The following is a 22,490-nucleotide window of genomic DNA, read 5'->3' on the forward strand; positions in this document are numbered from 1 at the left end:
TCCCGCTTTTTCGTGGAACAAAAACACTCTTTATCATTGATTATTAACAATTAAAGTCGTTTACGCTCGATCATCTTCACACTTTTCCAATCAGGTCGGAATTACCCACTTTTTATACTTCTTTGTGACCTTGTTGGTCTTCGTTTTCCAGGCAAAATTAAACAGGTCATGACACAACAACAATATCCCTACTAAAAGCAGACATCTCCACATTGCGAGGAGCATCCCATGACCGCTACACCCATTTCCACCAGCGAGGTTGTGCCGGGTACCCTGGACGAGAAGTTAACCGTTCGGGAGAAAATCGGCTACGGCCTTGGCGATGCAGGCGGCACCGTCATTACCTGTCTCATCGGCAACTTTCTCACCTTTTTCTACACCGACGTTTTTGGCCTGACGCCCGCGGTCGTTGGTACGCTCTTTATGGTACTTCGCGTTTTTGATGCAATTTCCGACCCGATTATGGGCGTGGTCGCGGACCGTACCCGCAGCCGCTGGGGGCGCTTTCGCCCGTGGCAGCTGTGGATTGCGGTTCCCATTGCCATCGTCGGCGTGCTGACCTTTACCGTGCCCGATGCCAGCATGGGCGTGAAAATTGCCTGGGCCTTCGGCACCTATCTGCTGCTCTCCGTCAGCTACACCGCCATTAACGTCCCTTATTGCGCACTGATTAACACCATGACGACGCGCCATAGCGAGGTGATCTCCTGCCAGGCCTGGCGCTTTGTACTGTGCGGCGTGGCGGGTTTTTTGGTCTCCGTCGGCCTGCCGTGGCTGGTGAATGTGCTGGGTCAGGGCAACAGCGCTCAGGGCTATCAGTATGGCGTGGGCATCCTCTGCGCGATTGCCGCCGTGATGTTCCTGTGCTGCTTCTTCTGGGTTCGCGAGCGCGTTTCTCTGGACATGATGGGCAAATTCACCCTGCGCCAACACATCGCCGGGCTGCGTAAAAACGACCAATTGCTGCTGATGCTGCTGATGTCCTTCCTGCTGATCAACGTGTTTAATATTCGCGGCGGCGGCTATATGTACTTCATCACCTACGTCCTCGGCGGCTCTACCGGCTACACCTCGCTGTTCTTCACCATGGTGACCTTCGCGTCGATTTTCGGTTCGGTGATCATCAACTTCCTGTCGCGCCGCTTTGATACCGTCAAACTGTACTACCACACCAACCTGGTGCTGGCGGCGCTCGCCGTGCTGATGTGGTTCTTACCGACCGGGGCCGCCTACCAGACGCTATGGCTGGCCGTTATCCTCGGCAACGGCATCATTCTGGGCTTTACGCTGCCGCTGCACTTCTCCCTGATGGCCTTCTCCGATGATTACGGCGAGTGGAAAACCGGCGTGCGTTCATCCGGCATGAACTTCGCCTTCAATCTGTTTTGCATCAAGCTCGCCTGGGCATCCAGCGCCGGCATCATCAGCCTGGTGTTTATCTACGTCGCCTATCAACCGGGCGCGGGGAATCAAACCGCATCGTCACTGGCCGGGATCACCGCCACCGAAACGCTCTTACCGGCGCTGTTCCACCTGCTGCTGGCGTTCTCCATCCGCGCCTGCAAGCTCAATAACCCAATGATGTCGCGCATTGCTACCGACCTGCGCGCGCGTCACGTTTCATCCTGAGGAGTTTGTCATGTCCGCTATGGAAGTCGATTTGCATACCTTGAAAGTGAATGACCCGTTTTTCGCCCAGTACCAGCAGTTGGTGCGCGATGTGGTGATCCCGTATCAATGGGATGCGCTGAATGACCGGATAGACGACGCTGAGCCGAGCCACGCGATAGAGAATTTCCGCATCGCCGCCGGGCAGCAGGAGGGGGAATTTTACGGCATGGTCTTCCAGGACAGCGACGTAGCGAAATGGCTGGAAGCCGTCGCCTGGTCGCTGTGCCAGAAACCAGATGCCGAGCTTGAACGCACCGCCGATGAAGTCATCGAACTGGTGGCCGCAGCCCAGTGCGAGGACGGCTATCTCAACACCTACTTTACGGCGAAAGCGCCTGATGAACGCTGGAGCAACCTGGCCGAATGCCACGAGCTTTACTGTGCCGGGCATATGATTGAAGCGGGCGTGGCCTTCTTCCAGGCCACCGGCAAGCGCCGTCTGCTCGAAGTGGTGTGCCGTCTGGCTGACCATATCTACCAGGTCTTTGGCACCGGTGAGCAGCAGATCCACGGCTATCCGGGCCACCCAGAGATCGAACTGGCGCTGATGCGCCTGTACGAAGTGACTCAGGAGCCACGCTACATGGCGCTGGTAAATTATTTCGTCGAAGAACGCGGCAAGCAGCCGCACTTCTATGACGACGAGTACGAAAAACGCGGTCACACCTCCTACTGGCATACCTACGGCCCGGCCTGGATGGTGAAAGATAAAGCCTACAGCCAGGCGCACCAGCCGCTTGCCGAGCAGCAAACCGCTATCGGCCATGCGGTGCGCTTTGTCTACCTGATGACCGGCGTGGCGCACCTTGCCCGGCTAAGCCATGACGAAAGTAAACGCCAGGACTGTCTGCGCCTGTGGAACAACATGGCGCAGCGTCAGCTGTACATTACCGGCGGCATCGGTTCACAAAGCAGCGGGGAAGCCTTTAGTAGCGACTACGACCTGCCGAACGACACGGTCTATGCCGAAAGCTGCGCCTCAATTGGCCTGATGATGTTCGCCCGCCGCATGCTGGAAATGGAAGGCGACAGCCAGTATGCCGACGTTATGGAACGCGCCCTGTACAACACGGTGCTTGGCGGTATGGCACTGGATGGGAAACACTTCTTCTACGTTAACCCGCTGGAAGTGCACCCGAAAACGCTGCAGTTTAACCACATCTACGACCACGTGAAGCCCGTGCGCCAGCGCTGGTTCGGCTGTGCCTGCTGCCCACCGAATATCGCCCGCGTGCTGACCTCCATCGGCCACTATATCTACACGCCGCGCGAAGATGCGCTGTACGTGAACCTCTACATTGGCAACAGCGTAGAAGTGCCGGTGGGCGATCGAACGCTACGCCTGCGCATTAGCGGCAACTATCCGTGGCAGGAGCAGGTCAAGGTAGCCATTGATTCACCGGATCCGCTGACCCACACGCTGGCGCTGCGTCTGCCTGACTGGTGCAGCGCGCCGCAGGTGGCGCTGAACGGCCGTGACGTCGCGGGGACGGTGAAAAAAGGCTATCTGCATATCAGCCGCACCTGGGTTGAGGGCGATACGCTCACCCTGACAATGCCGATGCCGGTGCGCCGCGTCTACGGTAACCCGCTGGTGCGCCACGTCGCTGGGAAAGTCGCCGTGCAGCGTGGGCCGCTGGTCTACTGCCTGGAGCAGGCCGATAACGGTGAAGAACTGCATAACCTGTGGTTGCCGGATAACGCAGTGTTTACCGAGCGGGAAGGCAAAGGCATTTTCGCCCACAAGGTTTTGCTGCAGGCGCAAGGCGTGAAATACACCACGCGTCATCCAGAAAAGCAGTCGTTGTGGCATTACGACACGGCGCCAGCCGAACGTCAGACGCAGACGCTGACCTTTATTCCGTGGTTTAGCTGGGCTAACCGTGGCGAGGGGGAAATGCGTATTTGGGTTAACGAAGAAAAGTCAGCGGAGATGTAACCATTGTAGCCCGGACGAGGCGTGAATACGCCGACTCCGGGTTCTCCCCGGCGGCGCTGCGCTTGGCCGGACTACAATGGCATCAGGCACAAAAAAAGCAGAACGCTCGCGTTCTGCTTTTTTTTAACGCCGAGTCCGAATTACATCGCCGCGCGGAAAATCGCCATGATCTCTTCGTGGGTGGCCTGGATAGGGTTAGTGAAACCGCACGCGTCTTTCAGCGCGTTGGTTGCCAGCACCGGGATATCCTCTTCTTTCACGTTCAGGTCACGCAGGCCAGCAGGAATATTCACCTGACGCGCCAGTTTACGGATCGCATCAACGCATGCCGCCGCGCCCTGCTCGTCGTTCATCGCGCTCACGTCGATATTCATCGCTTTCGCGCAATCGCGCAGACGTGCCGCAGCCACTTTGCTGTTGAACACCTGAACGTGCGGCAGCAGTACCGCGTTGCAAACGCCGTGCGGCAGGTCGTAGAAACCGCCCAGCTGGTGCGCCATGGCGTGAACGTAGCCCAGGGAAGCATTGTTGAACGCCATGCCCGCCAGGAACTGCGCATAGGCCATCGCTTCACGCGCTTCGCTATTGCTGCCCTGTTCAACGGCAGTCGGCAGGTTTTCAACAATCATGGTGATCGCTTTCAGCGCACACGCATCGGTAATCGGCGTTGCGGCGATAGAAACGTAGGCTTCGATAGCATGAGTCAGCGCATCCATACCGGTGGCGGCAGTCAGCCCTTTCGGCATGCCTTCCATCAGGGAGGAGTCGTTAACGGACAGCACGGGAGTGACGTGTTTGTCGACAATCGCCATTTTGATATGACGCGTCACGTCGGTGATGATGCAGAAACGGGTCATTTCAGACGCCGTACCCGCGGTAGTGTTAATCGCGATCATCGGCAGCTGCGGTTTTGCAGAGCGGTCAACGCCTTCGTAATCACGGATATCGCCGCCGTTGGCTGCCACCAGCGCGATCCCTTTCGCGCAGTCGTGCGGGGAACCACCGCCCAGTGAGATGACGCAATCACAATCATTAGCGCGCAGCATTTCCAGACCTTCTTCAACGTTAACCGTCGTCGGGTTCGGATGAGTACCATCAAACACCACGCTCAGAATGTCGAATTCCTGCAGACGTTTCTGGATATCGCCCGCGACACCTAGCTTATTCAGCACCGCATCGGTGACAATCAGCGCACGGCGATAGCCATACGCTTTCATTGTATTCATTGCGTCATTCAACGCGCCATTACCGATGACATTCACTGATGGAATGAAAAAAGTCGATGCAGCCATGATAGTTCCTTTATTTAATAAGCAGGCTCCCGAGGCTATAGCAATATTTATCGAGAAAACCCGATCAAGTTGGCATTTTTATCCATGAATAAAATAAAAAGCACGCCATGTTATTGTTTATGGTGTGCCTTTTAGAGTTTTATATATCTATGTATTTTATTTGATATCTTTTCGCATTGATTTGTTAATTTTTATTATCCGGGAACAATAGCGCATCGCGTAATAAGTGGTCGTTACCACGGCGGCGGGTAAAACCAATACGGTTAAAATATTCCAGTATCTGAATCGCCAGCTTACGGCCGACGTTGAGCTTATCGCGGAAATCCGCCGCGCAGGTCGAGCCTTTTTCCTGGTCGAGCTCGCGGATCATGCTCGCAAAGGTCACAATCCGGTCGTTGCGATAATAGCGGTCTTTGACAATCGCGGTGATCATCCCCTGCTGCGCCGCCAGGCGTAACACGCTGCGCATGGTGTTCTCATCGGTAGCCGTTTGCGTCGCCAGGTCACGTACCCACCACGGCTCGTCGCCAAACAATGGCGCGGCTTTCTGCCATACCGCCTGCTGTTCATCGGTAAAGCCTGCCTTATGGTCCGGCAGATGCAGCCAGCCATGATGGCTGGCAATCACGCCGCTTTCACGCATTTGCTCGATAAGCGTCAGCACCAGCGCTTCATCTTCCATCGGCAGCGCAATGCGGCGTAAACGCTCGCGCCCCGGGCCCGGCTCATCTTTGTGCTGCTCATGATAAATCGCCAGCGCGTCCAGCAGTTTGCGCTGCCAGCGGGCCGCCAGCGGCGCATCCAGCAGGCTGTCGCCCGCGAGAATAAAGCCCGGCTGAGCAATCAGCTTCTCAAGGCCTTGGGTACTCAACTGGCGCGCCCAGGCAAAATCACGCAGATTAACGGCATCACGGGTGAGATGCACCGCCAGCGCCTGCGCATCTTCTTTGGCCAGCGCCAATGCGGCAATCCACGCCAGATATTCAGGTTTACGCTTGCCGCGACGCGGCGAGTTGAGCGTCACCACGCGTGCCCCGGCCAGCGTCACTTTTGCCGAGATATCGCGCAGTACCAGACGGTCGTTATCCGCCAGCCACAGCGGTGCGTCGAGCACCAGTTCGGCCAGATTATCTTCCAGCAACGACACACGCCCGGTGATATGGCTCGCCGCATGGTGGATATGCAGCGACTGCCACTGGGTCAGCGGCGCGTGGCTTTGCAGTTCGACAATCACCCGTTCAGACGGCGCGGGCGGCGCTTCGCTCAGCAGCCAGTCACCGCGGTTAAGATCTTCTTTTTGCGCAGCACCGGCGATATTCAGCGCAATACGTTGGCCACCGTGGGCCTGTTCGACAGGCTGATTCTGCGCATGCAGGCCGCGCACGCGCATCGGCGTGCCCATGCCGGTGAGCCACAGCGTGTCGCCCACGCGCACATCGCCCGACAGCGCCGTACCGGTCACCACCAGCCCCGCGCCCTTAACGGTAAACGCGCGATCAATCGCCAGACGAAAACGCTGGTTTTCTGGGTGTTCGCGGGCAGTCAGCTGGCGCAAATGGTCGCGCAGCTCATCAATACCGCGGTTTTCCGTCGCGGCGGTTTCAAACAGCGTCGCCTGCTCAAAGCCGTATTCACGCAGAACATCGGCAACTTCACGGCGAACCTCTTCAATACGCGCGGCATCAACGCGGTCGACCTTGGTTAAGGCGACGGTCAGCGTCGGGTTACCGGTCAACTGAAGAATCGCCAGATGCTCACGCGTTTGTGCCATCACGCCGTCATCGCATGCCACCACCAGCAGGGCATGGTCAATGCCGCCAACGCCTGCCAGCATATTGGAGAGGAATTTTTCATGCCCGGGGACGTCGATAAAGCCCAGCACACGCCCATCCGGCTGCGGCCAGTAGGCGTAACCGAGGTCAATCGTCATACCGCGGGATTTCTCTTCCGGCAGGCGGTCGGCGTTAATGCCGGTGAGCGCCTGCAGCAAGGTGGTTTTGCCGTGGTCTACGTGACCGGCGGTGGCAATAATCATTTCAGCAACATCTCCAGGAATCGGGGTTCATCTTCAAGGCAGCGTAAATCAAGCCACAGACGCCCATCATAAATACGGCCAATGACCGGAACGGGCAGGCTGCGCCAGGCGCTGGAAAGCGCCTCCAGCCGGCTACCTCTGCCATCCAGCGGCGTCAGCGCAATCGCGGCGCTCGGCAGGCTTTCAGACGGCAGCGAACCGCTACCAATCTGCGACGCGCACGGCATGACCTGCACCGCAAACTCATCGCCATAGCGCTGCTGCAGCGGCTCGCGCAGGCGTAACGCCTGCTGGTGAATCTCTTCCGCCGGGCGGCTTAGCAGACGCAGCGTCGGCAGCTCTGCCGCCAGTTTTTCCGGGTGCAAATAGAGGCGCAGCGTGGCTTCCAGCGCGGCGAGCGTCATTTTATCGGCGCGCAGCGCACGTTTAAGCGGGTGCTGCTGTAGCTGGGCTATCAGCGCCTTTTTACCAACGATAATCCCGGCCTGCGGGCCACCGAGCAGTTTGTCGCCGGAGAAGCTGACCAGGCTGACGCCTGCGGCAATCATCTCCTGCGGCATAGGTTCTTTCGGCAGACCGTAGCGGCTGAGATCGATAAGCGAACCGCTGCCGAGATCGGCGACTACCGGTACACCAAGCTCGCGACCAATCTCCGCCAGCTCTGCTTCTTCTACCGATTTGGTAAAGCCTTCAATGCTGTAGTTGCTGGTATGCACCTTCATCAGCAGCCCGGTGTTGTCGTTGAAGGCCTGACGGTAATCTTTCGCGTGAGTGCGGTTGGTGGTGCCGACTTCATGCAGCACACAGCCCGCCTGACGCATCACGTCGGGAATGCGAAACGCTCCGCCAATCTCCACCAGCTCACCGCGTGAAACCACCACTTCTTTCCCGCTCGCCGTTGCCGCCAGCATCAGCAGCACCGCCGCCGCGTTGTTGTTCACGATGCAGGCATCTTCCGCACCGGTTAAACGGCACAGCAGGTCGGCCAGCGCGCGGTCACGGTGGCCGCGTCCTGCACCGTCGAGATCGTACTCCAGCGTCACCGGGTCACGCATTGCCTGGGTGACGGCATCAATCGCCGCCTGCGCCTGCTGCGCGCGCCCGAGGTTGGTGTGCAGCACGGTACCCGTCAGGTTGATGACCGGGCGTAATGCGCTTTGCGCATCGCGGTTCAAACGGCGCAGCGTCTCCTGCGCCCAATTTTCGCACCAGGCGGGAAGCGTCTGCTGCTCGCGAATGCAAAGGCGCGCCTCGTCCTGCATCTGGCGAAGCTGTTCCACCACCTGCGAGTGACCATGGGTATCGAGTAAACGGGCAAAAGCGGGATCGCGAAGCAGGCGATCGGTCGCCGGAAGCTGGCTGTAGAGCGAACGGGTATCGGTAGTCATGAATAGGCCTGACGGTTAAATGTTACCCCTCCCGACGGGAGAGGGAGTCATAAGGGAGGGATTGTACAATGTACAGCGGCTCCGCGTTATAGCGTTCAATCAAGCCTTTGGCGGTTCGGTGCGCGCAAAGCTTTCACGCAGGAAGAGCGTTTCGGCGAGCTTCACCAGATTCGGCCTTTCCACGCACCAGCCCGGCGCAATGCGGCGGAAGTTCAGGTAGCCAATCGCACAGGCAATCGCGATGGTGGCCAGGTTGAGGGTGTCGGTTTTCAGCGTACCGTCAGCCAGATAGCCTTCCAGCGCATCCAGGCTGCGGCGAATTTTTTCACGCTGGCGCAGCACTTCGGCTTCCGACTGCTGCGCGGCTGGGCGAGCCTGTTCACGTACGGAGGCCAGGCCAGCATCCATAATGCCGTCAGCCAGCGATTCCATCTGACGTACTTTCAGCGCTGCCTTCGGGTCACGCGGCACCATCTCCGGCGCAACGCCCAACAGCTCGATGTACTCGGCGATAATCGGTGAGTCGAACCAGCACTCGCCGTCATCCGTCACCAGCGCGGGCACTTTACCCAGCGGGTTGTACTGCGCCACGCCGTTTTCAGCGTTATAGGGCTGCTCGTTAACAAACTCAAAGGCGATCCCCTTTTCCAGTAAGAGGACCGATATTTTGCGTACAAATGGGCTGGTGTAGCTGCCGACCAGTTTCATCATCATCTCCTTTGTGCCAACAAAGAGTTCAGTATGGCTCAGGCAGCTGCATTCGCCCTCTGCTTTTTACCTGTCTAGTGATCCAGATAGAGATAATGCATCCAGCTGGTCATGCGCAGCAGGACTTTACGCATCACCGAGACGTGGGCGAAATGGTCGGAATATACGGCAACCTGCGCGTAGATACCGTCCGGCAGCGAATCCACCTCTTCGTTAGGGTCTAAATCAATCAGCGCCATGACGCCGTCCGTCCCCGGCACCACCGTCAGCGATTGCAGCGCCCCCTGCGCCTGATAAGAGCCGCCGGGCACCACCGGCAGTATGCTGGCAAGCTTACCGTGGAACACCTGGCCGGGCAGCGCGTTAAACACCACTTCGGCATCATCGCCCGCTTCCAGTCGCAGCAGCGAGTTCTGGCGGAACTGCGCCACTATCTGCCGTTTTTGTTCCGGGATAAACACCATCACCGGGCGCAGCGGCAGTGCGGCGGCGTAGGTACCTGGGCGAATCAGCACCTGCGTGGCGTAGCCGTCGCTCGGAGCGCGAACCACCGTCTGGTCAAGGTTATATTTGGCTTCCGCCAACTGTGCGCGCAGGCTGACAATCTGCGACTGCTCGCCGTTGACCATGCTGTCCAGTTGGCTCTTAATCTGCGACTGCTCGGCAATCGAGCCTTTGACCATCGCATCCTGGGCCAGATAGTTCTGCCGGGCGTTATCGATATCGCTTTCGGAGAAAGGGTTCACCCGTGCCTGGCTGCCCTTGAGATAGCGCTGGTAGTCTTTGTACAAGCGGTCACGCTCTGCGGAAACCCGCGTGGTATTGGCCTGCGCTTCGGAAAGCTGGCCCTTCAGGGTATCAACATTGTGCGTGGCGGTGACGAGGTCAGCCTGGAGGCGGTCGACCCGTGCCTGATAGCGGGTCGGGTCGAGTTTAAATAACACCTCGCCTTTTTTAATCAGCTGGTTATTTTTATCCGTCACTTCACTGACCACGCCGGTGACCTGCGGCGTAATTGGAATGGAAATCACCGCCTTCTGGGCCGTAAAGGTATAAGGGTGGTTATAGTTCATTAATAAAATAAGTCCGCTAACTAAAAAGACACCGCCTAATGCCGCGGTTGCCAGCGTCCATTGATTCACCGGAATACGGAATATTTTAAATACCGACCACGCGAGCGCGACGTAGGTCAAAACAATCAGCAGATCCATGTTTATTGCTCCGCAGTCGTGTCAGCCGAGGGGCGAATTTCCGCCAGCTTTTGCTCAAGCTCCGTCACCCTTTGGGTAAGCCGGGCAAGCGTATCGTCAGCGGGTGGTTGGGGCTCTGGCGCTGGAATATGCGACTGCATGCCCCACCCCCGGTCGGGCTGGTAGAGCGTCGCCCAGATCCATAAAAACGGCCATATCACATGCAGAGTAAACAGACTAACCCACCCGGCGGTATGAATCGCATCGGCATGGGGATGGTTGCGTTTTTTCGCGATGTTATAGGGAATATCATGAATCATGATGATTCCGTAAAACAGCACCAGAAAGACGAAGATGAGCACACCCAACGCAAAATAGTTTAGAAACATACCTGCCTCAGATTCACGCTATTCGGGTTTTTGAGATGTTTGGCGGCCGAAGACACGACTGACCGATATGTTGAAAATAATGCTCAAACGCTATTTTCGCCATCACCCGGCGGGGTAATTTTTATTTCTGGAGAGAGGCAAGCATATCCCGGGTAATACCCAGTGCATTACCCGTTTGAGAAACAGCCCAAACCGACGCTATTTTTGCTGCGAATCTACCGGACGGTACAGGTTGCGATAGTAGGCCAGACGCTCAAGGAACATCCCGGCTTTATCTTCCGGAATATCGTCCGGCACGCGATCGTTATGCGGCTTTTTGTGCAGGTACTCGACAAACGCCTGGCTGGAGGCCATAAAATCGACCGCTTTATCGATAATCTGCGGAATGTTTTCACCCATTTTATTGCTCATCGCACGTCCTCCTCATCGATTAACCTTATCTTAAGAATGGATAATCAACGCCAACCCGGTTAAGGAAAATGTGCGGATTTTTGTCACTTATTTTCAAAAAAGCGATCGTGTTAACTCATTTCAGAAATCACTTTATAATTCATATTGTTATTTAAATAATATGCTTATTATCACGCAAAGAAACTTCTCCATTTTGTATAATTAACTACCAGAAATGAGCGACAACGCGCATACTAGAGGCTATTACGTCTATTTGTTATCAGATACCGGCAACATGAAAGAAATCGAAAAAAACGAAATTAAACGCCTGAGCGACCTGCTTGATGCGATCCGCCACCAGCAGGCAGCGCTGTCCCTGGTGGAAGGCGCCGAAAAGTACGCTGAGCTTGAAGTTGAAAAAACCAAGCTTGAAACGGAAATCGCGCGTCTGCGTGAAGTCCGTACTCAGAAGCTGAGTAAAGAAGCACAGCAGCTGACCAAACTGCCGTTCAGCCGTGCGATTACCAAAAAAGAACAGGCCGACATGGGCAAGCTGAAAAAAAGCGTCCGCGGTCTGGTGGTTGTGCACCCAATGAGCGCGCTTGGCCGCGAAATGGGCCTGCAGGAGATGACCGGGTTCGCGAAAAGCGAGTTCTAAGTCCCCCCTGAACCTTCTCCCGCCGGGAGAAGGTTGTCTTTCCTCCCCCAAAACCCCTCCCTAAATTGGCCCAACCAATTTCACAACCAAATCGCTATTGGTTCACAATTCCATTATTTCTAATCACAAACACGTTGCTAGAACATAACATTTAGTTAACCATTCATTGGCATTACCCCTACATCACCATATTGGCAGGGCCACTTTTACACAAACCGTGAAGCAGAGCTGAGCATAGACTCACCGCAACCGGCGCGTGTGGCCCCCTGGAGACCTGCATGAGCCTCTGGCAACAAAACTACGACCCGGCTGGGAATATCTGGCTGTCTAGTCTGATCGCATCACTTCCGATCCTGTTCTTCTTCTTCGCGCTGATTAAGCTCAAACTGAAAGGCTACGTCGCGGCAAGCTGGACGGTATTTATCGCCCTGGCCGTGGCGCTGTTGTTCTACAAGATGCCGGTTGACCGCGCGCTGGCGTCGGTGGTTTACGGCTTCTTCTACGGCCTGTGGCCGATTGCCTGGATTATTATCGCCGCTGTCTTCGTCTACAAAATCTCGGTGAAGACCGGACAGTTCGACATTATTCGTTCGTCGATCCTCTCGATTACCCCGGACCAGCGCCTGCAAATGCTGATTGTTGGCTTCTCCTTCGGTGCATTCCTCGAAGGGGCGGCGGGCTTTGGCGCGCCGGTGGCGATTACCGCCGCGCTGCTGGTTGGTCTTGGCTTTAACCCGCTGTATGCCGCAGGCCTGTGCCTTATCGTCAACACCGCGCCGGTGGCGTTCGGTGCGATGGGGATCCCGATTCTGGTTGCTGGTCAGGTGACCGGGCTCGATAGCTTCCACATTGGCCAGATGGTTGGCCGTCAGCTGCCGTTCCTGACCATTATCGTGTTGTTCTGGATCATGGCGATTATGGACGGCTGGCGCGGCGTCAAAGAGACCTGGCCTGCCGTGATGGTTGCGGGTGGTTCGTTTGCTATCGCCCAGTACCTCAGTTCCAACTTCCTCGGGCCGGAACTGCCAGATATCATCTCTTCATTGGTTTCTCTGGTCTGTTTAACGCTGTTCCTCAAGCGCTGGCAGCCGGTACGTATTTTCCGCTTTGGCGATATGGGCGCTTCGCAGGTCGATATGAACCTGTCGCGCACCCACTACACCGCAGGACAAGTGGTTCGCGCCTGGTCGCCGTTCCTGTTCCTGACCGCGACCGTCACCCTGTGGAGTATTCCACCATTTAAAGCACTGTTCGCACCGGGCGGCGCGCTGTATGACCTGGTGATTAACATTTCGGTACCGTACCTCGACAAGCTGGTTGCGCGTATGCCGCCGGTGGTAAGTCAGGCCACGGCCTATGCGGCGGTCTATAAATTTGACTGGCTGTCAGCGACCGGCACCGCGATTCTGTTTGCTGCCCTGCTTTCTATCGTCTGGCTGCGTATGAAGCCAAAAGACGCCATCAGCACCTTTGGCTCCACGCTGAAAGAGCTGGCGTTACCGATTTACTCCATCGGCATGGTGCTGGCGTTCGCCTTTATCTCGAACTACTCCGGCCTGTCGTCGACGCTGGCACTGGCGCTGGCGCATACCGGCCATGCATTCACCTTCTTCTCACCGTTCCTGGGTTGGCTCGGCGTGTTCCTGACCGGTTCAGACACCTCTTCTAATGCCCTGTTCGCCGCGCTTCAGGCGACCGCCGCGCAGCAGATTGGCGTGTCGGACGTGCTGCTGGTTGCCGCCAACACTACCGGCGGCGTGACCGGGAAGATGATTTCACCGCAGTCCATCGCCATTGCCTGTGCGGCGGTTGGCCTGGTGGGTAAAGAGTCTGACCTGTTCCGCTTTACCGTGAAACACAGCCTGATCTTCACCTGTATGGTGGGCGTGATAACGACGCTGCAGGCTTACGTCTTAACCTGGATGATTCCGTGATAATACTGCCCAAACGTCTGTCAGACGATGTCGCCTGCCGCGTGCGGGCACTGATTGAAGAACAGCAACTGGAGGCGGGCATGCGATTGCCCGCCGAAAGAAAGCTGGCAGCTCAGCTTGGCGTCTCGCGCAACTCTCTGCGCGAAGCGCTGGCGAAGCTGGTGAGCGAAGGACTACTGCTTAGCCGTCGCGGCGGCGGCACCTTCGTGCGCTGGCAACATGAGGGCTGGTCTGAACAGAATATTGTGCAACCGCTGAAAACCCTGCTGGCCGATGACCCGGACTACAGTTTCGATATCCTTGAAGCCCGCCACGCCATCGAAGCCAGCACCGCATGGTACGCCGCGATGCGCGCGACCGATGCCGACAAAGAAAAAATCCGCCTCTGCTTTGAAGCCACCCAGAGCGACGACCCGGATCTCGCCTCGCAGGCCGACGTGCGTTTCCATCTGGCCATCGCTGAGGCATCCCATAACGTGGTGCTGCTGCAAACCATGCGCGGCTTTTTCGACCTCCTGCAGTCCTCGGTCATTCAGAGCCGTGAGCGCATGTATCTGGTGCCACCGGTCTTTGCGAAGCTGACCGAGCAGCATCTGGCCGTACTGAACGCCATCACCGCTGGCGATGCCGAAGGCGCCCGTCAGGCGATGATGGCGCACCTCGGTTTTGTCCACACCACCATTAAACGTTTTGATGAAGACCTGGCCCGCCAGGCGCGGATCACCCGCCTGCCCGACGACCACACTGAACTTTCCAGGGAGAAAAAAGCATGATTATTTCCGCCGCGAGCGACTATCGCGCCGCCGCCCAGCGCATCCTGCCACCGTTCTTGTTCCACTATATTGACGGTGGCGCATATGCAGAGCACACCCTGCGTCGCAACGTGGAAGACCTGTCAGATGTGGCGCTGCGCCAGCGTATCCTGAGAAATATGTCCGACCTAAGTCTCGAAACCACGCTGTTCAAAGAGCAGCTTTCGATGCCAGTCGCCCTGGCACCGGTTGGCTTATGTGGTATGTACGCCCGTCGCGGTGAGGTGCAGGCCGCTGCCGCCGCTGATGCCAAAGGTATTCCATTTACTCTGTCTACCGTGTCGGTTTGCCCAATTGAAGAAGTGGCACCAACCATCAAGCGCCCGATGTGGTTCCAGCTTTACGTGCTGCGCGATCGCGGCTTTATGCGCAACGCGCTGGAGCGCGCCAAAGCGGCAGGCTGCTCAACGCTGGTCTTTACCGTTGATATGCCAACCCCAGGCGCGCGCTACCGCGATGCTCACTCCGGCATGAGCGGCCCGAATGCCGCCATGCGTCGTTACTGGCAGGCCGCCACCCATCCACAGTGGGCGTGGGACGTGGGCCTGAACGGTCGCCCGCACGACTTAGGCAATATCTCCACCTACCTCGGCAAGCCAACCGGGCTGGAGGATTACATCGGCTGGCTGGCGAATAACTTCGATCCATCCATCTCGTGGAAAGACCTGGAGTGGATCCGGGAATTCTGGGATGGCCCGATGGTGATCAAAGGGATCCTCGATCCGGAAGATGCCCGCGACGCGGTGCGCTTCGGCGCCGACGGGATCGTCGTCTCCAACCACGGTGGCCGCCAGCTCGACGGCGTGCTCTCTTCCGCCCGCGCGCTGCCAGCCATTGCCGACGCGGTGAAAGGCGATATTACGATCCTGGCCGACAGCGGTATCCGTAACGGCCTGGACGTGGTGCGCATGATTGCGCTGGGCGCGGACAGCGTGCTGTTAGGCCGCGCGTATCTGTATGCGCTGGCGACACACGGCCAGGCGGGCGTGGCTAATCTGCTGAATCTGGTTGAGAAAGAGATGAAGGTGGCGATGACGCTGACCGGAGCGAAATCGATTAAAGAGATTAGCCGTGATTCGCTGGTGCAGAGTGGAGAAGTGGCGCAGGCGTTTCAGATGATTAAGCAAGGGAGCGCGGCGTAGGTCCGTGCGGTTTTTCCCCCTCACCCTAGCCCTCTCCCCGTAGGGGCGAGGGGACGAAACGGCGTACGCTGTTCGAGTGAGGGTTTCCCCAAATTCTGCTATCCTGCCCCCCGCAATCCAAGGGGGCAGTATGCTTAACATCGTTTTATTCGAACCTGAAATCCCGCCGAATACCGGGAACATCATCCGTCTGTGCGCCAACACCGGCTTTCGTCTGCATATCATCGAACCGATGGGCTTTGCCTGGGACGACAAACGCCTACGCCGCGCCGGGTTGGACTACCATGAGTTCACTGCCGTTACACGCTATGCCAATTACGCCGCCTTTGTTGAGCGCGAAAACCCGCAGCGTCTGTTTGCCCTGACCACCAAAGGTACGCCCGCACACAGCGCGGTGAACTATCAGGACGGTGACTATCTGATGTTTGGCCCGGAAACGCGCGGGCTGCCTGCAACCATTCTGGACGCGCTGCCGCCGGAGCAAAAAATCCGTATTCCAATGATGCCGGACAGCCGCAGCATGAACCTGTCAAACGCGGTGTCGGTGGTGGTGTATGAAGCGTGGCGCCAGCTGGGATATCCTGGCGCGGTTTTGCGCAGCTAGTGCCTTGCCCGGGCTACATTTGAAGGTAGCCCGGCTGAATGAAGCGACGCCGGGAAAACAGCAACGTTAAATCCCGTCGCCGTACTCAAACCCGTGGTTGATGCCGTTGAAGTGCTGATCCATATCCATCGCCGGTTTATCCGACTCCGGCTTGCCGACGATACGCGCCGGTACGCCCGCAGCGGTGGTGTGTGGTGGCACCGGCTGGAGAACTACCGAGCCCGCGCCAATCTTCGCCCCGCGACCCACTTCAATATTGCCGAGGATCTTCGCCCCGGCACCAATCATCACGCCTTCGCGGATTTTCGGGTGACGGTCGCCGCTGGTTTTACCGGTACCGCCGAGAGTCACGGACTGCAGGATAGAGACGTCGTTTTCGATAACCGCGGTTTCACCCACCACAATACCGGTCGCGTGGTCGAGCATGATGCCGCAGCCAATCTTCGCCGCCGGGTGGATATCCACCTGGAACGACACCGATACCTGGTTTTGCAGGAAAATGGCCAGCGCGCGTCGCCCCTGCGCCCACAGCCAATGGCCGATACGGTAAGCCTGTAAGGCGTGGAAGCCTTTCAGATACAGCAGCGGCGTAGAATATTTGTCGACCGCCGGGTCACGGGTGCGCACGGCCTGAATATCACAGGCGGCAGCAGCGATCATTTCCGGGTCTGCGGCGTAGGCCTCTTCCACCACTTCGCGAATAGCGATGGCGGGCATAATTGGCGAAGCCAGCTTGTTGGCGAGCATGTAGCTTAAGGCGCTGCCGAGGTTTTCGTGCTTGAGTAACGTCGCGTGATAGAAACTGGCGAGCATAGGCTCACAGTCCGCCAGAGCCCTGGCTTCCGCTTTAATATTGTTCCAGACAATTTCCAGTTCTTCACACGACATTGCTTACTCCAGACATATTGGAACGATCGGCAAGTCTGCGCTTGCCGGATCGTCGGGATGACAAAGGTTTCCTGCGTTTCTAGCTGCCGCTATGCTCATCCTTGCGTGCACGACCTAGTAAGGTCAATGCTGCCTCGCGCGCGTTTTTTCCGCAATATAATACCTGATAAATTTCCTCGGTTATTGGCATTTCGACACCTACACGGTGCGCCAACTCGCGGACTTCTTTGGTATTACGGTAACCTTCGACCACCTGGCCAATACTGTCCTGCGCTTCCTGAACCTGTGCGCCTTTCCCCAGCGCCATGCCGAAACGACGGTTGCGCGACTGGTTGTCGGTACAGGTCAGCACTAAATCGCCGAGCCCCGCCATGCCCATAAAGGTCACCGGGTCAGCGCCCATTGCCACGCCGAGGCGCGACATTTCGGTCAGCCCACGGGTAATCAGTGCCGTACGCGCGTTCGCGCCAAAGCCGATACCGTCGGAGATGCCTGCGCCAATCGCAATCACGTTTTTCACCGCGCCGCCTAACTGGACGCCAATGAAATCCGGGTTGCTGTAGACGCGGAAGCTCTTGCCGCAGTGCAGCAACTGCTGCAAATCGTCAGCAAAGACCGGGTCCGTCGCCGCCAGCGAAATCGCCGTTGGCAAACCTGCCGCCAGTTCTTTGGCAAAGGTCGGGCCGGAAATCACCGCCAGTGGAATCTCGTCACCCAGCGCTTCACGCGCCACGTCCTGCAGCAGGCGGCCGGTTTCAGCCTCCAGCCCTTTCGTTGCCCATAGCAGGCGCGCGTCAGGACGCAGTAGTGGTTTCATCTGGCGCAATACGTCGCCAAACACGTGGCTTGGCACCACCACCAGAATATCGCGGCTGGCGGCCAGCGCGGTCGCTAAGTCGCTTTCCAGATGGAGAGTATCAGGGAACGGAACGTCGGGAAGGAATGCCGCATTGCAGCGATCGTGCTGTAAGGTCGCGACATGTTTGGGATCGTGGCCCCAGAGTACAACCTGGTGGCCGTTTCTTGCCACGGTGATGGCAAGAGCGGTGCCGTACGAGCCGGCACCGATCACAGTCATTGAAGCATTAAGTGCGTTCATCAGGCATCCTGATGTTGTTCTGCACCTTCGCCAGCCTGCTGTTGCAGATAGTTCATGAACAGCGCATCAAAGTTAACCGGCGCAAGGTTCAGCTGTGGGAAAGTCCCACGGGAAACCAGGCTGGTGATGCATTCACGCGCATACGGGAACAGGATGTTCGGGCAGTATGCACCCAGGCAATGAGCCATCTGAGTCCCTTCAATACCTTCGATGGAGAAGATACCCGCCTGCTGAGTTTCGCACAGGAACGCGGTTTCTTCGCCAAGGGTCGCCGTTACGGTGACACGCAGCACCACTTCATACACGCCTTCAGCCAGTTGGTTGGAAGCCGTATCAAGATCAAGTTTAACCTCTGGCTGCCAATCTTTCTGGAAAACGTGTGGTGCATTTGGTGCTTCGAAAGAAACATCTTTGGTGTAGATGCGCTGAATCTGGAAAGCCATTTCTGCGTTGTTTTGTTCTGACATGTGTAAAAACCCTTTCGTGTTGTCCTTAAAAAAAGCGGTATGCCTCACGCCCGCCCAGGTCAGGCGTGAACGCTTCGCAAAGCATTAGCGCAGCAGGGGATCGAGTCCACCACGCGCATCAAGCGCGTACAAGTCATCACAGCCGCCAATGTGCTGTGCATCAATAAAAATCTGCGGAACCGTGGTGCGGCCGCTGCGCTGAATCATCTCTTCGCGCTTTTCGGCGTTACCGTCGATTGGCAGTTCCTGGAAGGCAACGCCTTTTTCAGACAGCAGCGCCTTCGCACGATGGCAATAAGGACATGTCGCTTTGGTATAGATCTCAATCTTAGCCATGACAGCTCTCCTGACTTTACCCGATGAATGAGCCGGAATTATTTGCCGCGAACCAGAGGCAGGTTTTCACCGCTCCAGCCTGCGATACCTTCTTTCAGTACGAAGACTTTTTCAAAGCCGGCTTTCAGCAGCGCGCTAGCAGATTCAGTCGCCTGCATACCGGAACCGTCGGTCACGATAACCGGCTTGTCTTTGTGTTTGTCCAGCTCGCCAACGTTGTTGGCTTTGATTTCAGCCGGCAGCAGGTTCACAGAACCGGCGATGTGGCCTTTACGGAAATCGTCACGCTGACGCAGATCAACAACCACCGCGTCTTCTTTGTTAATCAGACGGGTCGCTTCACCACGGTTGATGACCTTAACTTTAGACATCAGCCCTTTAAAGGTGGTGACCAGTACGGCCGCCAGCAGCGCGATCCACGCGATGCTCAGGACAGGGTGACGACCAACAAATTGCATAATCTCTTGCATGGGGGGTAACAGCTCCCGACGTGTAATGTTTAAAAACCAGGGATGGAGTATACCTGCGGCGGGGCGCAAAAACAGCCAGCGCGCGCGATGTAATGCGTTTTCTGCGGAGTGCTACGAAAAAAAGGGAAGAATTGTGCGTTTTTCAACGCGCATCTCCCCGCTTTCTTTGATCTCTCGTTGTTATTTTATCGATTCAGCTGTAGTAAAATTACGCAAATTTTCTGTCTTTAGAGCATGAGGTTGTCGCAATGTCGGTTACTAAAAAACCTATGGTACTGGTGATTCTGGATGGCTACGGCTACCGCGAAGAGCATCAGGATAACGCTATTTACAGCGCTAAAACTCCGGTTATGGACGCGCTGTGGGCAAAACGTCCGCATACCCTGATCCACGCTTCTGGCCTGGAAGTCGGTCTGCCAGACGGTCAGATGGGTAACTCTGAAGTCGGTCACGTGAACCTGGGCGCAGGCCGCATCGTGTATCAGGACCTGACCCGTCTTGACGTTGAAATCAAAGAGCGCACTTTCTTCGCTAACCCAGTGCTGTCAGGCGCGGTAGATAAAGCGGTTGCTGCGGGTAAAGCGGTACACATCATGGGCCTGCTGTCCGCCGGTGGCGTACACAGTCATGAAGACCACATCATGGCGATGGTCGAACTGGCCGCTGAACGTGGCGCAGAAAAAATCTACCTGCACGCCTTCCTCGACGGTCGCGACACCCCACCGCGCAGCGCAAACGGCTCCCTGCATAAGTTTGAAGAGAAATTTGCCGCGCTGGGCAAAGGCCGCGTGGCCTCCATCATCGGCCGTTACTATGCAATGGACCGTGACAACCGTTGGGATCGCGTTGAACAAGCTTACAACCTGCTGGTTGAAGCCAAAGGCGAATTCCAGGCTGACACCGCGGTTGCCGCGCTGGAAGCAGCCTACGCTCGCGATGAAAACGACGAATTCGTGAAAGCGACCGTTATCCGCGCAGCAGGCCAGGCCGATGCCGCAATGGAAGATGGCGATGCGCTGATCTTCATGAACTTCCGTGCTGACCGTGCGCGCGAAATCACCCGTGCATTCGTTAACGCCGATTTCGACGGCTTCACGCGCCACAAAGAAGTGAAGCTGGGCGACTTCATCATGCTGACCGAATACGCAGCAGATATCAAAGCGCCATGTGCTTACCCACCAGCCTCCCTGGAAAACACCTTCGGTGAGTGGATGGCGAAGCATGAGAAGACTCAGCTGCGTATCTCCGAAACTGAGAAATACGCTCACGTCACCTTCTTCTTCAACGGCGGCGTAGAAGACCCGTTCAAAGGCGAAGATCGCATCCTGATCAACTCCCCGAAAGTGGCGACCTACGACCTGCAGCCGGAAATGAGCTCCGCTGAACTGACCGAGAAGCTGGTTGCGGCTATCGAAAGCGGTAAGTACGACACCATCATCTGTAACTACCCGAACGGCGATATGGTTGGCCATACCGGCGTGATGGAAGCCGCGGTGAAAGCGGTTGAAGCGCTGGATCACTGCCTGGATGAAGTTACCCGCGCCGTCGAGAAAGTGGGTGGCCAACTGCTGGTTACCGCTGACCACGGCAACGCTGAGCAGATGCGTGACCCGGCTACCGGCCAGGCACACACCGCGCACACCAGCCTGCCGGTTCCGCTGATCTACGTGGGTGATAAATCCGTGAAAGCGGTGGAAGGCGGCAAGCTCTCCGATATCGCGCCAACCATGCTGACGCTGATGGGGATGGAAATCCCGCAACAGATGACTGGTAAGCCGCTGTTCATCGTGGAATAATCCTTCCCCATGAGGGGAAAGGCGATTTATTCCATTAAATGGGCCGAGGCGACGCTTCGGTCCACGTTCTACGCCAGCGCACTCAGCGCTGGCGTATTGCTGTGCGCCGCGCCCGCCCATGCGGACGACCGCTCACAGCTCCAGTCTATTCAGGCCGATATCGCCGCTAAAGAGCGCGCGGTTCGCCAACAGCAGCAACAGCGCTCTACGCTTCTCGCCCAACTGCAAGCGCAGGAACAGGCCATTGCCGCCGCCGCGCGTCAGCTGCGCGAAACGCAAAACTCGCTGGCTCAGCTCAACACGCAAATTGCCAATATGAATGCCTCCATCGCTAAGCTGGAAAAGCAGCGTGCTGCGCAGGAGCGTAATCTGGCCGCGCAGCTTGATGCGGCGTTCCGCCAGGGCGAGCACACGGGTATTCAGCTTATCCTCAGCGGTGAAGAGAGCCAGCGCGGGCAGCGCCTGCAGGCCTACTTTGGCTACCTGAACCAGGCGCGCCAGGAGACTATCGCCGAGCTTAAGCAGACGCGTGAAGAAGTCGCCGCGCAGAAAACCGAGCTGGAAGAGAAGCAGAGCGAACAGCAAACGCTGCTGTACGAGCAGAAGGCCCAGCAGGCCAAACTCGAAGCGGCGCGTAATGAGCGCCAGAAAACCCTGTCCGGGCTCGAATCCTCCATCCAGGCAGGTCAACAGCAGCTCGGTGAAATGCGCGCGAACGAATCCCGTCTGCGTAGCAGCATTGCCCGCGCGGAAGCCGCCGCCAAAGCCCGCGCCGAACGCGAAGCGCGCGAAGCCGAGGCCGTGCGCGACCGCCAGCAGGAAGCCACCCGTAAAGGCACCACCTATAAACCTTCCGAAAGCGAACGCTCGCTGATGGCCCGTACCGGCGGCCTGGGTGCGCCACGCGGTCAGGCCTACTGGCCGGTTCGTGGGACCACGCTGCATCGTTATGGCGAACAGCTGCAAGGTGAGCTACGTTGGAAGGGGATGGTTATCAGCGCATCGGAAGGCACCGAAGTGAAAGCCATCGCCGATGGGCGCGTCATTCTTGCCGACTGGCTCCAGGGCTACGGTCTTGTGGTCGTGGTCGAGCACGGTAAGGGTGATATGAGTCTGTACGGTTATAACCAAAGCGCGCTGGTCAGCGTAGGCACCCAGGTGCGCGCCGGTCAGCCTATCGCTCTGGTGGGCAACAGTGGTGGTCAAGGCAGACCGTCACTCTATTTCGAAATTCGCCGTCAGGGTCAGGCGGTCAATCCACTGCCGTGGTTGGGAAGATAAG

Annotated in this window: 21 protein-coding genes; 9 read left to right on the top strand and 12 right to left on the bottom strand. The window is 57.3% G+C overall.

Going from position 1 to position 22,490, the window contains the following annotated elements:
• Window positions 1-228 precede the first annotated feature (228 nt).
• Window positions 229-1,629 (top strand): MFS transporter, encoded by a 1,401-nt coding sequence (locus tag AB2B48_RS16950; RefSeq protein ID WP_368299672.1) that lies wholly within the window; start codon window positions 229-231, stop codon window positions 1,627-1,629.
• 10 nt (window positions 1,630-1,639) lie between these two features.
• Entirely contained in the window at window positions 1,640-3,610 is a 1,971-nt protein-coding gene (locus AB2B48_RS16955) for a glycoside hydrolase family 127 protein (RefSeq protein WP_368299673.1), read from the top strand.
• 140 nt (window positions 3,611-3,750) lie between these two features.
• On the opposite strand, the gene yiaY is transcribed toward AB2B48_RS16955, so the two are convergent.
• The 7 genes from yiaY to AB2B48_RS16990 all read right to left on the bottom strand — a co-directional run bounded on the left by yiaY (window position 3,751) and on the right by AB2B48_RS16990 (window position 11,023).
• Window positions 3,751-4,902, bottom strand: a complete 1,152-nt coding sequence (gene yiaY, locus AB2B48_RS16960) for an L-threonine dehydrogenase (RefSeq protein WP_185667455.1) — start codon at window positions 4,900-4,902, stop codon at window positions 3,751-3,753.
• Window positions 4,903-5,086: 184 nt separating this feature from the next.
• Window positions 5,087-6,937, bottom strand: coding sequence for a selenocysteine-specific translation elongation factor (gene selB, locus AB2B48_RS16965; protein ID WP_368299674.1), 1,851 nt, complete (start codon window positions 6,935-6,937; stop codon window positions 5,087-5,089).
• Window positions 6,934-8,325, bottom strand: coding sequence for an L-seryl-tRNA(Sec) selenium transferase (gene selA / locus AB2B48_RS16970; protein ID WP_368299675.1), 1,392 nt, complete (start codon window positions 8,323-8,325; stop codon window positions 6,934-6,936). The genes selB and selA overlap by 4 nt, the downstream gene beginning before the upstream one ends.
• 99 nt (window positions 8,326-8,424) lie before the next feature.
• Window positions 8,425-9,033: a glutathione S-transferase gene (locus tag AB2B48_RS16975; RefSeq protein WP_368301973.1), complete on the bottom strand. Its 609-nt coding sequence runs from the start codon at window positions 9,031-9,033 to the stop codon at window positions 8,425-8,427.
• A 74-nt stretch (window positions 9,034-9,107) separates the two neighbouring features.
• Window positions 9,108-10,244, bottom strand: a complete 1,137-nt coding sequence (locus AB2B48_RS16980) for an HlyD family secretion protein (RefSeq protein ID WP_368299676.1) — start codon at window positions 10,242-10,244, stop codon at window positions 9,108-9,110.
• Between the two features lie 2 nt (window positions 10,245-10,246).
• Window positions 10,247-10,612 carry a DUF3302 domain-containing protein gene (locus tag AB2B48_RS16985; protein WP_220440693.1) on the bottom strand — a complete coding sequence of 122 codons (366 nt, stop codon included), beginning with the start codon at window positions 10,610-10,612 and terminating at the stop codon, window positions 10,247-10,249.
• A 198-nt stretch (window positions 10,613-10,810) separates the two neighbouring features.
• A complete protein-coding gene (locus AB2B48_RS16990; RefSeq protein WP_368299677.1) occupies window positions 10,811-11,023 on the bottom strand; it encodes a hypothetical protein in 213 nt (70 codons plus the stop codon).
• Between the two features lie 274 nt (window positions 11,024-11,297).
• Here AB2B48_RS16990 and AB2B48_RS16995 point away from each other — a divergent pair, with 274 nt between their 5' ends.
• The 5 genes from AB2B48_RS16995 (at window position 11,298) to trmL (ending at window position 16,152) form a co-directional block, all read left to right on the top strand.
• Complete coding sequence (locus tag AB2B48_RS16995) at window positions 11,298-11,660, top strand: YibL family ribosome-associated protein (RefSeq protein ID WP_185667462.1); 363 nt, start codon at window positions 11,298-11,300, stop codon at window positions 11,658-11,660.
• A gap of 278 nt (window positions 11,661-11,938) precedes the next feature.
• The gene (gene lldP / locus AB2B48_RS17000) at window positions 11,939-13,594 is read left to right on the top strand and encodes an L-lactate permease (protein ID WP_333011013.1); all 1,656 of its coding nucleotides are present in this window, start codon (window positions 11,939-11,941) and stop codon (window positions 13,592-13,594) included.
• On the top strand, window positions 13,591-14,367 hold the full coding sequence (gene lldR / locus AB2B48_RS17005; protein WP_185667464.1) for a transcriptional regulator LldR: 777 nt from the start codon (window positions 13,591-13,593) through the stop codon (window positions 14,365-14,367). Before lldP ends, lldR begins: the two co-directional genes overlap by 4 nt.
• On the top strand, window positions 14,364-15,548 hold the full coding sequence (gene lldD, locus AB2B48_RS17010; protein WP_333498059.1) for an FMN-dependent L-lactate dehydrogenase LldD: 1,185 nt from the start codon (window positions 14,364-14,366) through the stop codon (window positions 15,546-15,548). Before lldR ends, lldD begins: the two co-directional genes overlap by 4 nt.
• A 130-nt stretch (window positions 15,549-15,678) precedes the next feature.
• Complete coding sequence (gene trmL, locus AB2B48_RS17015; RefSeq protein WP_185667466.1) at window positions 15,679-16,152, top strand: tRNA (uridine(34)/cytosine(34)/5-carboxymethylaminomethyluridine(34)-2'-O)-methyltransferase TrmL; 474 nt, start codon at window positions 15,679-15,681, stop codon at window positions 16,150-16,152.
• A 66-nt stretch (window positions 16,153-16,218) separates the two neighbouring features.
• On the opposite strand, the gene cysE is transcribed toward trmL, so the two are convergent.
• The 5 genes from cysE to AB2B48_RS17040 all read right to left on the bottom strand — a co-directional run bounded on the left by cysE (window position 16,219) and on the right by AB2B48_RS17040 (window position 19,412).
• Window positions 16,219-17,040 (bottom strand): serine O-acetyltransferase, encoded by an 822-nt coding sequence (cysE, locus tag AB2B48_RS17020; protein WP_368299678.1) that lies wholly within the window; start codon window positions 17,038-17,040, stop codon window positions 16,219-16,221.
• Between the two features lie 79 nt (window positions 17,041-17,119).
• Entirely contained in the window at window positions 17,120-18,139 is a 1,020-nt protein-coding gene (gpsA, locus tag AB2B48_RS17025) for an NAD(P)H-dependent glycerol-3-phosphate dehydrogenase (protein WP_368299679.1), read from the bottom strand.
• Window positions 18,139-18,606 (bottom strand): protein-export chaperone SecB, encoded by a 468-nt coding sequence (gene secB, locus AB2B48_RS17030; protein WP_064541041.1) that lies wholly within the window; start codon window positions 18,604-18,606, stop codon window positions 18,139-18,141. Before secB ends, gpsA begins: the two co-directional genes overlap by 1 nt.
• A gap of 84 nt (window positions 18,607-18,690) precedes the next feature.
• On the bottom strand, window positions 18,691-18,942 hold the full coding sequence (gene grxC / locus AB2B48_RS17035; protein WP_185667469.1) for a glutaredoxin 3: 252 nt from the start codon (window positions 18,940-18,942) through the stop codon (window positions 18,691-18,693).
• A 38-nt stretch (window positions 18,943-18,980) separates the two neighbouring features.
• The gene (locus tag AB2B48_RS17040; RefSeq protein WP_220440697.1) at window positions 18,981-19,412 is read right to left on the bottom strand and encodes a rhodanese-like domain-containing protein; all 432 of its coding nucleotides are present in this window, start codon (window positions 19,410-19,412) and stop codon (window positions 18,981-18,983) included.
• A gap of 248 nt (window positions 19,413-19,660) precedes the next feature.
• Here AB2B48_RS17040 and gpmM point away from each other — a divergent pair, with 248 nt between their 5' ends.
• Window positions 19,661-21,208 (top strand): 2,3-bisphosphoglycerate-independent phosphoglycerate mutase, encoded by a 1,548-nt coding sequence (gene gpmM, locus AB2B48_RS17045; RefSeq protein WP_368299680.1) that lies wholly within the window; start codon window positions 19,661-19,663, stop codon window positions 21,206-21,208.
• Window positions 21,209-21,217: 9 nt separating this feature from the next.
• Window positions 21,218-22,489, top strand: coding sequence for a murein hydrolase activator EnvC (gene envC / locus AB2B48_RS17050; RefSeq protein WP_333495455.1), 1,272 nt, complete (start codon window positions 21,218-21,220; stop codon window positions 22,487-22,489).
• Window position 22,490: the final 1 nt, after the last annotated feature.

This window comes from Kluyvera sichuanensis (genome assembly GCF_040930405.1).
GTDB classification, from domain to species: Bacteria; Pseudomonadota; Gammaproteobacteria; order Enterobacterales; family Enterobacteriaceae; genus Kluyvera; species Kluyvera sichuanensis.